The sequence below is a fragment of the Saliphagus sp. LR7 genome (assembly GCF_003344565.1).
Taxonomy (GTDB): Archaea; Halobacteriota; Halobacteria; order Halobacteriales; family Natrialbaceae; genus Saliphagus; species Saliphagus infecundisoli.
Map to the genome: position 1 here is coordinate 90,264 of NZ_QPND01000009.1, position 9,885 is coordinate 100,148.

15 protein-coding genes are annotated in these 9,885 nt (G+C 68.3%); 6 read left to right on the top strand and 9 right to left on the bottom strand.

All coding sequences use genetic code 11. The annotated features are described in order from the left end of the window. Positions 1–120 precede the first annotated feature (120 nt). Positions 121–990 carry a sulfurtransferase gene (locus DVH23_RS13540; protein WP_114577960.1) on the bottom strand — a complete coding sequence of 290 codons (870 nt, stop codon included), beginning with the start codon at positions 988–990 and terminating at the stop codon, positions 121–123. A 282-nt stretch (positions 991–1,272) separates the two neighbouring features. Between DVH23_RS13540 and DVH23_RS13545 the strand changes: the two genes are divergently transcribed. Next, positions 1,273–2,079: a sulfurtransferase gene (locus DVH23_RS13545; RefSeq protein WP_114577961.1), complete on the top strand. Its 807-nt coding sequence runs from the start codon at positions 1,273–1,275 to the stop codon at positions 2,077–2,079. 567 nt (positions 2,080–2,646) lie between these two features. On the opposite strand, the gene DVH23_RS13550 is transcribed toward DVH23_RS13545, so the two are convergent. Continuing rightward, entirely contained in the window at positions 2,647–2,823 is a 177-nt protein-coding gene (locus DVH23_RS13550) for a 50S ribosomal protein L37e (RefSeq protein ID WP_114577962.1), read from the bottom strand. Then, on the bottom strand, positions 2,820–3,047 hold the full coding sequence (locus tag DVH23_RS13555; RefSeq protein WP_114577963.1) for an LSM domain-containing protein: 228 nt from the start codon (positions 3,045–3,047) through the stop codon (positions 2,820–2,822). The genes DVH23_RS13550 and DVH23_RS13555 overlap by 4 nt, the downstream gene beginning before the upstream one ends. Before the next feature lie 90 nt (positions 3,048–3,137). On the opposite strand from DVH23_RS13555, the gene DVH23_RS13560 reads away from it, so the two are divergent. Continuing rightward, positions 3,138–3,413: a hypothetical protein gene (locus DVH23_RS13560; protein WP_114577964.1), complete on the top strand. Its 276-nt coding sequence runs from the start codon at positions 3,138–3,140 to the stop codon at positions 3,411–3,413. A 53-nt stretch (positions 3,414–3,466) separates the two neighbouring features. Next, on the top strand, positions 3,467–4,522 hold the full coding sequence (gene aglJ / locus DVH23_RS13565) for an S-layer glycoprotein N-glycosyltransferase AglJ (RefSeq protein WP_114577965.1): 1,056 nt from the start codon (positions 3,467–3,469) through the stop codon (positions 4,520–4,522). On the opposite strand, the gene DVH23_RS13570 is transcribed toward aglJ, so the two are convergent. Beyond that, the gene (locus DVH23_RS13570) at positions 4,523–4,849 is read right to left on the bottom strand and encodes a hypothetical protein (protein WP_114577966.1); all 327 of its coding nucleotides are present in this window, start codon (positions 4,847–4,849) and stop codon (positions 4,523–4,525) included. Between the two features lie 128 nt (positions 4,850–4,977). On the opposite strand from DVH23_RS13570, the gene DVH23_RS13575 reads away from it, so the two are divergent. Continuing rightward, a complete protein-coding gene (locus DVH23_RS13575) occupies positions 4,978–5,187 on the top strand; it encodes a ribbon-helix-helix domain-containing protein (protein ID WP_114577967.1) in 210 nt (69 codons plus the stop codon). Positions 5,188–5,189: 2 nt separating this feature from the next. Here the strand turns inward: DVH23_RS13575 and DVH23_RS13580 are convergent, their stop codons facing one another. Then, complete coding sequence (locus DVH23_RS13580; protein ID WP_114577968.1) at positions 5,190–6,485, bottom strand: nucleotide sugar dehydrogenase; 1,296 nt, start codon at positions 6,483–6,485, stop codon at positions 5,190–5,192. Positions 6,486–6,802: 317 nt separating this feature from the next. Here DVH23_RS13580 and DVH23_RS13585 point away from each other — a divergent pair, with 317 nt between their 5' ends. Continuing rightward, complete coding sequence (locus DVH23_RS13585; protein WP_114577969.1) at positions 6,803–7,144, top strand: hypothetical protein; 342 nt, start codon at positions 6,803–6,805, stop codon at positions 7,142–7,144. Positions 7,145–7,176: 32 nt separating this feature from the next. Next, positions 7,177–8,115: an ROK family protein gene (locus DVH23_RS13590; RefSeq protein ID WP_114577970.1), complete on the top strand. Its 939-nt coding sequence runs from the start codon at positions 7,177–7,179 to the stop codon at positions 8,113–8,115. Here the strand turns inward: DVH23_RS13590 and DVH23_RS13595 are convergent. The 4 genes from DVH23_RS13595 to DVH23_RS13610 all read right to left on the bottom strand — a co-directional run bounded on the left by DVH23_RS13595 (position 8,112) and on the right by DVH23_RS13610 (position 9,759). Beyond that, a complete protein-coding gene (locus tag DVH23_RS13595; protein ID WP_114577971.1) occupies positions 8,112–8,324 on the bottom strand; it encodes a hypothetical protein in 213 nt (70 codons plus the stop codon). The genes DVH23_RS13590 and DVH23_RS13595 overlap by 4 nt on opposite strands. 6 nt (positions 8,325–8,330) lie before the next feature. Continuing rightward, positions 8,331–8,609: a hypothetical protein gene (locus tag DVH23_RS13600; protein ID WP_198667928.1), complete on the bottom strand. Its 279-nt coding sequence runs from the start codon at positions 8,607–8,609 to the stop codon at positions 8,331–8,333. Between the two features lie 155 nt (positions 8,610–8,764). Beyond that, positions 8,765–9,313, bottom strand: a complete 549-nt coding sequence (locus DVH23_RS13605) for a PH domain-containing protein (RefSeq protein WP_224827672.1) — start codon at positions 9,311–9,313, stop codon at positions 8,765–8,767. Positions 9,314–9,375: 62 nt separating this feature from the next. Continuing rightward, entirely contained in the window at positions 9,376–9,759 is a 384-nt protein-coding gene (locus DVH23_RS13610; protein ID WP_114577972.1) for a hypothetical protein, read from the bottom strand. Positions 9,760–9,885: the final 126 nt, after the last annotated feature.

Genomic DNA, 9,885 nt, shown 5'->3' on the forward strand with positions numbered 1-9,885 from the left:
GTTCAGTACCGTTCGCCACGCAGTTCGTGCAGTAAAGAAATCGAGTCGCTTACTCGGCCTCGCCCGTTTCGCGGCTCCGTCCGTCGCCGCTCCACATCGAGGCCTCCGCTTTCACTTCGTTCAGTCGTCGGCCTCGCCGGTCTCTACGGGCGCGCCGACGAGGTTCCCCCACTCGGTCCAGGAACCGTCGTAGTTGATGGCGTCGTCGTAGCCGAGCAGTTCGTGGAGCGCGAACCAGGCGACCGAGGAACGCTCGCCGATCCGGCAGTAGGCGACGGTGGTCTCCTCGCCGCCGATGCCGTGGTCGGCGTAGAGCTCCTCGAGTTCCTCGCGGGTCTTGAAGGTGCCGTCGTCGTTGGTGACCGCCGCCCAGGAGATGTTCTGGGCGCCGGGGACGTGGCCGCCGCGCTGGGCGGTCTCGTCGAGTCCCGGCGGAGCCAGCACCTCGCCGGAGAACTCCTCGGGGCTTCGGACGTCGACCAGGGGTAGGCCGCGGTCGATCGCGTTCTCGACGTCGTCGCGGTAGGCTCGGATGCTCTCGCGGGGGCCGGAGGCGTCGTACTCGGTCGCCGAGAACTCGGGCTCCTCGTCGGTCGTCGGATACTCGTTCTCGAGCCAGTACTCGCGGCCGCCGTCGAGGAGTTTCACGTCGTCGTGGCCGTAGTACTTGAACTGCCAGTAGGTGTAGGCCGCGAACCAGTTGGAGTTGTCGCCGTAGAGGACGACGGTGTCGTCCTCGCTGATGCCGTGACTCCCGAGGAGGTCCTCGAAGTCCTCCTTCGAGAGGACGTCCCGAGTCGTCTGGTCCTGGAGTTCGGTCTCCCAGTTGAAGCCGATGGCGCCGGGTGCGTGGGCCTCCTCGTAGGCCTCGGTGTCGACGTCGACCTCCACCAGCCGGAGACCGGAGTCGTCGTCCTGGAACTCCTCGAGATGGTCCTCGACCCAGTCGGCCGATACGAGCACGTCGTTGGCATATTCGGTCTCTGCCATGCCCGGCGATAGACGCCCCTGCCCCATAGGTACTTCCGATCCGGTCAATACGGTCGTCGCTCGATCGTCCCGGGTATTGTTGCCGGAAGGTGGCCCGGCTCGGGTGCCGATCGGCCCGGCGAGCCGTCGCCGAGGCCGTCGTGGGCCGGAAACGGAGGTTCGCGGGAGGGTCGGTCCGTCGTCGCCGGGGCGAGTACCGGAGACTTTTGCCCGGACCCTGGAACCGGAGCTGATCGTGTCGGAACCGAGGTGTTCTGTACGTGGAGTCCGTAGCGGGCGGTCATGGACCCCATCGTCTCCCGGGACTGGCTCGCGACACGGCTCGAGACCGACGACCCCCCGCGGATAGTCGACGTCAGGGAGTCCTGGGAGTACGAGGGGATCGGCCACCTGCCCGGCGCGGTCAACGTCCCCTTCGATCGGTTCCGCGACGAGGGCGACGACGCGCCGGGGATGCTCCCCGGGAGCGAGGCGTTCGGGGAGTTGCTGTCGGAAGCGGGGATCGAGGCGGACGATACGATCGTCGCCTACGACGACACCCACGGCGTGTTCGCCGCCCGGTTTCTGGTCACCGCGCTCGTCTACGGCCACGAGGACGTCCGCCTGCTCTCCGGCGACTACAGCGCCTGGAGCCGCGAGCACCCCACGGAGTCCGGCACCGTCGAGCCCGGAGCGACGGAGTACGAGCCGACACCCCTCCCGTCCGAGGCGAGCCCGCTGATCGACCGGGCGGGAGTCGAGGCGGCCCTCGACCGTGGTGCCCTCCTCGTCGACACCCGCGAGGAGTTCGAGTTCGAGGAGGCCCGGCTCCCCGGCGCGGTCCGCCTCGACTGGCGGACCGTCGTCGACGACGAGAGCCGCGGGCTGAAGCCCCAGGAGGAACTCGAGGCGCTCCTGGCGGAGCGGGGGATCACGCCCGACCGGGAGATCGTCCTCTACTGCAACACCGCCCGCCGGATCAGTCACACCTACGTCGTCCTCTCTCACCTCGGCTACGAGGACGTCGCCTTCTACGAGGGGAGCCTCACGGAGTGGCTCGCCGCCGATGGGAGAGTGGAGACCGGCGAGGCTGACGACCGAACGAAGTGAGGAAGGAAGCCTCGACGTGGAGCGGGGAGCGACAGCGACCCGCGAAACGGGCGAGGCCGAGTGAGCGACGCGAACGAGGCCTCGAAGCGAAGCGGTGAGCCGGTAGGCGAGCCGCGAAACGGTTATAGGACTCGCAGGCGAGAATACCACGCCGTAAACGGCGTGGATGAATCGCCGTCTTCATCCGTTCAAACGCCCGAATCGGAAGGGTTCGGTGCCCCACGGGCGTATATCTATCCGTCGCCGGGACGGAGAACCGTCGCGTCTCGACACCCCGAAAACTGGCAGTTGACTCGGTGTTTGCCTCATCAAAAAGTAAGCCCTCGGGAACGCAGACCGACGAAACACAACCACGTACCTCCGAGTCCCGTGTGGGATAGGAGTACCGGCGGCGTGGCACCGCCATGAGTTCGTCGGACTCGAAACCAGAAGGTCCCAACGAACCGCCCTTTTCGTGGGCGTGGGAGGCCCGCGTCTTCAGGCGCGGGAGGATGTCACGACGGCGACGCTCTCGGAATCGGATGACGAGAGAAGAGCCGACGAACGAAAGAGACTGGCCGGAGGAAGTCAGTTGTCGCCGGTCTTGCCCTGCCAGGCGTAGCTCCGCTGTTTCTCGGACTTGCCGAAGCCACACGAGGCACACTGCTTTTTGGTCGTGTGGTAGGATTTCTCGCCACAGCGCCGGCACTTGACGTGGACCGTTTTGTTCTTCTTTCCTTGGCTCGGGGTTCCTGCGCCGGTCATGGAGTGATCGAAACCACGTTATCGCCGCGTATAATCGTTGTGTCTTCGGTCGGTGGCTCCTCCCCGACCGTCGATTCAACGGGGATCGAGACCTCCTCTAGGACGAGGTTCATGTGCTGGTCGTACCCCGTCAGGTCGCCGACGTACTCGTCGCCGCTTTTCAGACGGACCGAGACCCGTTCGCCGAGCGACGCCTCAAGGACGTCCAGCGGTCGTCCGCTCATGGGAGAACCCGCAAGTGACGCACACTTAATCGTACCGATCGGGGGGCAGCCGGCACAACGGCTAAGTGTGCGGTCGTCGACGGTTCGGACATGGTCTCGCTCACGTTCATCGAGTTGCACCTGGACGGAAACACGCAGTTCGGCCCCAAGCGCATCGGCGAGGCGACCATCGGCGAGGACGACGGAGCGGAGGACGAAGAGGAGGCCGCCGCGGCCGAGGACGGCGGCGGGAAACCGGTTGGCGTCGTCGTCGGACTTCTCGTGTTGGTGGCCCTCGGGCTGGCCATCCGGAAGTTCCGGGGCGACGACGATGGGGAGTTCGAGGAGTTCGAGCCGGCCGACGAGCCCGACGTCGTCGTCGATTGAGGCGGTCGGAGGCGACCGGCAGCCTTTTTCCCGACGCCGGAAACGCACAGACGATGAGCGACGAGGTCGTGTCCCGCCATCGCCCCGCCGCGGACGTCGACCGACCGGTCCCCCCGGAGTCGGTCTGCGTGCTCGTCCCCACCCTGGATGAGGCGCCGACGATCGGGGCGGTCGTCTCGGGCTTTCGCGATCGCGGCTACACGAACGTCCTCGTCGTCGACGGCGACTCGGACGACGACACCCGCGAAATCGCCCGCGAGCGCGGCGCGCGCGTGATGACCCAGTCGGGCTCGGGCAAGGGCCAGGCCGTCCGGGAAGCCCTCGAAGAGGTCGAGACTCCCTACGTCGTCCTGGTCGACGGCGATGGCACCTACGATCCGGCCGACGTCGAGGCGCTGCTCGCGCCGCTTTCGGCGGGCTACGACCACGTCATCGGCAACCGCTTTGCCGACATGGACGACGACGCGATGGCGCGGCTCAACGGGGTCGGAAACCGGCTGGTCAACGGTGCCTTCCGGTTCATCCACGGCGGCGAGTACGCCGACATCCTCTCGGGGTACCGGGCGTTCCGGACGGAGGCGATCCGTCGGCTGCCGCTGTCGGCCGAGGGGTTTACGATCGAGACCGAACTCGCCGTCGAGTGTGTCAAACGCGACGTCGAGACGACTGTCGCCCCCATCTCCTACAGCGCCCGCCCCGACGCCTCGGAAACGAACCTTCACCCGATCCGGGACGGCGGGACGATCCTGCTCACGCTGTACTCGCTGGCCAAGACCACCAACCCCCTCTTTTACTTCGGGAGCCTCGGCGCGGCGTCGGTCGCCGGCGGGGCGGCCGTCGCGACGTACGTCCTCTGGGAGTGGCTCCGCTACAGCGAGGGCCACGAGATCATGGCGGTGGTCGCGGCAAGCGGGATCCTGCTGGGCGTCCAACTGCTCATGTTCGGCGTGCTCTCGGACATGATCGTCGCGCTCCACCGCGAACAGCGCCATCGCCTGGAGCGGATCACCCGGCGCTCCTCGCGGGAGGAGGTCTCCGGGAGCGGCGAGCGGGGCGGCGACCGGCGGGAGCCGGGACGACCGGAGTGCTCCGCCGACGACGAGCGGTGATCAGAAGGGGAGAAACGAGCGGACCTGCTGGACGACGCTCCCGCTCCGGTCCTTCCGGTAGCGCTCGAAGGGGGGGTGAAGCGCGTTCAACAGCTCCTGGCGGTCCTCGAAGCGCTCGCGATCCACCTCCTCCAGGATCTCCCGGAGGGCGACCGTGTTCCCGTGGACGTCGTAGGCGATCTCCTCGTCCCCGAGCGCCGCGGCGACCTCCCCCTCGGTGACCGGAAAGGGGAGGTCCGTCCGCCTGAGCCGTGCGTCGACGGCGGCGATCCCGAACTCGATGCTCTCCGGCTCGTCGTCGCCTCCCGATGGTGGCCGAACGCCCATGGAGCGGCCTACGCCTCCCCGCGTCAAAACCGCACCGGACCCGTCCGAAGCCGGTCCTGGACCAGTCCCGAGCCTCCGGTCTCGCGGCTGCCGACAGCCCTATCCCTCCGCCCGCGATGGTACCGACCATGTCCGACTACACCACCGTCTCGATCCCGAAGGAACTCGCCGACCGCGTCGACGAGACCATCGAGGGCACCAGCTTCCAGAGCACGAGCGACCTCGTGCGATTCCTGCTTCGCAGCATCGTCATCCAACACCAGAAGTCGGGAGAGCTCACGGAAGCCGAGTTCGAGGAGATCGCAGAACAGCTGCGTGGACTGGGCTACCTCGAGTAGCGCTACAGCCGGTAGTACTCGAGCCCCGCCTTCGAGAGCGCGTCGGAATCGAGGACGCCGTCGACGTCGACCAGCAGCGGGTTCGCGGCCATCGCGCTCGTCGCGGTGGTGTAGTCGACCTCCCGGAGCGCGCGGTGGGGGGTCGCGAGAACGATCGCGTCGACCCCATCGACTTCGAGCTCGTCGGCGATCTCGATGCCGAACTCGTCGCGCGCTTCGGCCGGGTCGACGTGGGGGTCGTAGCCGACGACGTCACAGCCGAATGCCTCGAGCTTCGCGATCGTGCCGTTGATCGAGGAGGTCCGGACGTCGCCGACCTCCGGCTTGTAGGAGAGTCCGAGGACGAGCACCGAACTCTCCTGGGGGACCTTCCCGCACTCGTTGAACCCCCGGAGGACGAGGTCGGCGATGTGGACGGGGACGTAGTCGTTGACCTCGCGGGCGCTCTCGATGAGCTGGGGGGTGAAGTCGTGGCGTTCGAGCTCGTAGATCATGAAGAAGGGGTCGACGGGGATGCAGTGGCCCCCGACGAGTCCGGGCCGGTAGTCGTGGAAGTTCCACTTCGTGCCAGCGGCGTCGAGCACCGATCGGGTGTCGAGGCCGAGTTCGTGACAGGCGACCGCGAGCTCGTTCATCAGCGCGATGTTGACGTCCCGCTGGACGTTCTCGATGCATTTGGCGGCCTCGGCGACCTCGATCTCGGGGGCGCGGTGGACGCCGGCGTCGACGATCGACTCGTAGAGGACGGCGACGTCCTCTAAGACCGACTCGTTCTGGCCGCTGACGATCTTGATGACGTTTCGCAGGCCGTGTTCCTCGTCGCCGGGGACCATGCGCTCGGGGGAGTAGCCGACGAAGAGGTCCTCGCCGACGGTGAGACCTGACGCGTCCTCTAGGGCGGGCGCGAGGATCTCCCGGGTCGCCCCGGGGTAGACCGTCGACTCGAGGACGACGGTCGTTCCCGAACCGACGTTTCGACCGACGGTCTCGCCGGCGGCCTCGACGTACTTGAGGTCGGGATTCTTGAGGTCGTCGACCGGCGTCGGGACGGCGATGAGCACGAACTCGGCGCGCTCGATCGTCGACTCGTCGGTCGTAAACTCGATTCCCGACTCCGCGATCGCGTCGTCGCCGACGTCGCCGGTCGGATCGACGCCTCCCTCGAGGATCTCGACGCGGTCGGGGTCGACGTCGAAGCCGACGACGTCGTGGCCGCTGCGGTCGAGTTCGACCGCCAGTGGGAGGCCGACGTAGCCGAGGCCGACGACGCAGACGGTCGTGGTCGCGGCGCCGGTCATCGCTTTCGCTCCGCGGGGAACGGTTCGGCCGGGGCGAGCGTGCGATCGGTGCCGTGTGTGTGGCGGGAACAATATTTCATAGATCAACCTCCAGTCGCTCGGACGCGGCCAGGACGGGCCGGGACGGCGACGATCAACGTGGAGCCACATTACCGCCAGACGAATCAAATAGCTGTCGATCCGGCAGGCCGTCGTCGCGTCCCGCGGTTGGCGGGCGCCATCGTCGCCGGACCGGACGGACCGTACGCGGCCCGTACCGTCCGGTCGCCGCCCGTTGGGAACGCGTAACAAAGCCGGTCGGCCTCCCCGGGAGGGACATGCCCGAGCAGTCTCCGGCCTGTCCCTGGTGCGGTCGCCGCGTCGAGAGCGGGGCCGTCGCCGTCGGCCCGCCGCCCCACCTCTCGACCCACCACCGGTTCCGGCTCCACGAGCGGTGTCTCGCCGAGTGGCACCGGTTCGCCGACCGGCTGTTCGATCTCTCACGGCAGGGGGCGGGGGCGACCCTGATCGAGTACCCGAAGAACCACGGTCCCGAGGATCTCGTCGGCGACGGATCCGAAGGCCCCACCGGCGATTCCCGCCGGGAGGAGAGAGGGGCCGGCAATCCGGCGAACGCACCGGCGAGGCAGGCGTCGGACGCCGGTCCGGCGGAACGATAGGTTGATACCGCTCTCGGGGATCGTACCGAAGGATGGCCGACGAGACGATCGCCCTGTTCGGGATCGGCAGCACGAACCTCCGCTCGGCGCTCGGCTCGCCGGGCGCCGGCCTCCGGGGCGACGTCCACGTCGAACGAACCCGGATCGACGACCTGATCGAGCAGGTCCACGGCCGACTCGAGACCCTCCGTGAGCGCGCCGGGACGATCGACGCGGTCTCGATCGCCTGTGCGGGCCTGATCGACGGCGGGACGATCCGCGAGATCGACACCCCCGACAACGAGGTCGTCCGGGAGATCCCGCTCGGACCGGCGATCGAAGCGGAGTCCTCCCTCCCGGTCCGGATCGAAAACGACTGTACGGCGGGCGCGCTCGCCGAGTGGGTGTACGGCCGCGGTCGGGGCCACGACTCCGTCGTCCACCTCACGATGGGTACGGGAATCGGCGCAGGCGTCGTCGATCGGGGCCACGTCCTCCGAGGCGCCGCGGGCCAGGCCGCCGAGGTCGGCCTCCTCCCGATCGGTCCCGAAGAGCGCTCGAGTTCCGGCGTCCCGGGCGCATGGGAGGCCTACTGCTCTGGCCGGGGGATCGCCGGCTTCGTCGCGGACCTGCTCGCCGACGACTCCAGGGAGACGGCCCTCGATCCCGAAGGGCTCACCTCGCGGGACGTCTTCGAGGCCGCCGCGGCGGGCGACCGCGTCGCCGACGACTACTTAGACCGGATCGGGCGCTACAACGCCGCCGGGATCGGTGCCGTCGTCAACGCCTACAACCCGGGGCTGATCACCGTCGGCGGCGGCGTCGGCGAGCCCAACTTCGAGGAGATCGTCGAGCGCGCCCGGCCCCGTCTCGCGGACTACGCGCTCCCCGAGGTGCCGCCGATCCGCCGGACGGACCTCGGCGACGCGATCGGGCTCTACGGCGCGCTCGCGCCCCACGCCATGCGGAGCGGGGTCGAGGCCACGCCCTAACGCCAGGCGTCGACCACCGCCGCGAGCTGGTCGAGCTTTCCCAGCAGGATCGCGATGACGACGACGGCGCCGGCGATGGTCGGCCAGCCCAGCGCGTACTCGGGGGCCAGCGAGCGGTAGGCGAGCCCGAAAAAGGCGAGCGCACAGGCCAGCCCGACGAGGCGCTGGGCGGTCGAGAGCGAGGGTCGGGTGAGTGAGGGGATCGACATCGGGAGTCACGCCCGCCGTGGGCCGTCGATCTCGACGACCTCCCAGGGGACGACCTCCTCGCGTTTCTTGTCGAAGAGGCGGTGGTGTTCGGGATCGACGTCCGCGCCGTTGTCGGCCTGGCGCCGACAGCCCCGACACCAGAGGTGGTTGTTGGTACGATCCCAGTCGGCGTGGCCGTTCGGGCAGACGTAGCGGTACCGGTCGGCGTCGGCGTCGATGACGACCCGGGATCGGGGGGTGACGGGGTCGGCGGGGTCGGCCTCGAGGTGGGGATCGGGTGCCATCGACGGATCGAACGCGGGGGACGACAAAAGCCGTTTTTCTGCCCCGGTGCGGAAGTGATCGCCAGCGCGGAAGCGCCGGAAGGGGCGCTCTCACCCTCCTGTTTCCGGTGGAGATTTCCGACGGCGGCAGTCCGGGGAGGCGAAAGTGGTCCGCCCTATAGCTCGCCGGGCTCCCGACGGCCCTGCTCGCTCAGCAGGTTCGTCAGTGTCCGTTTGACCCGCTGGGGGTCGGGCACGTCCCGGAAGGTGACGTCCTCGGTGCTGGTTCCGGCGGTGTAGACCCGGACGTCGCCGAACGAGAGGAAGCGCTCGGCGACGCTCTGGTCATAGGCGGTGTTCTGGATGCGATCGAGGCGGATCTGGGTGACGTCCCGGGAGACCAGCCCGTGTTTGACGTAGATCTCCTCGCTGGTGATGACGTACAGCAGCCGGACCCAGTCGAGGTAGGCCATCAGGATCCGGCCGATGCCGACGACGACGAGAACGAGGGGGAGAGCCGCCGCCCAGGGAGGAAGATCCATCGTCGAGAGCCAGATCGCGAGCCCGATCCCGACGGCCGCGAGGACGACCCCGACGACGATCGAGGTCGCGATCGTGTACGCCGAGGGCCGGCCAACCCACTCGACGGTCTCGCCCTCGGTGAGGTGGAGCCAGTCGGCGTCCTCGACGTTCTCGCTCCCGGGCAACAGCGTCCCGACGCTCACCGGTCTCCACCCGTCATACCCCGTGACATGGAACGGCAGGCTAATAATAGTATCCGCCCGCGCTACCGGTCGGACTCCAGAGCCCGGCAGCGATCGAGGAGCGCGACGAACCGGTCCTCGAGGGCGATCAGCCTGATCGCCCCGCTTCGGGGGTCGTACTCGATCAGTCCCCGGTCGGCCAGCTTCGGGAGGTGGTTGTGGGCGAGATCGATCCTGACCGCCTCGGGGTCGGCTCCCCGCTCCCGGCGGGCGATCCGGCCCGCGATCGACTCGATGTCGGCCAGTTCGTGCTCGACGAGGTAGTAGAGCACCTCCCGACGCCGGCGCCGGGAGAGGCCGGAGAGCAGTTCGCTCAGGGGATCCCGGCGGCCGGCGGGGACGTGACCCCCCGCGGTCGGGCCGTCGCCATCGGGGATGTCGCCGTCGTCGGGGCGATAGTCGCCCATGGTCGTATCGAGCGTCGGGTCGGCAATAAGCCTGTCAGAGAATTGTTCGGGCGGGCTGTTCGGAACCAAGAGCGACTGCCCGGGGGGAGTGAAAAACTTCCGTGAACGGTCGGTCTTGATCCGACG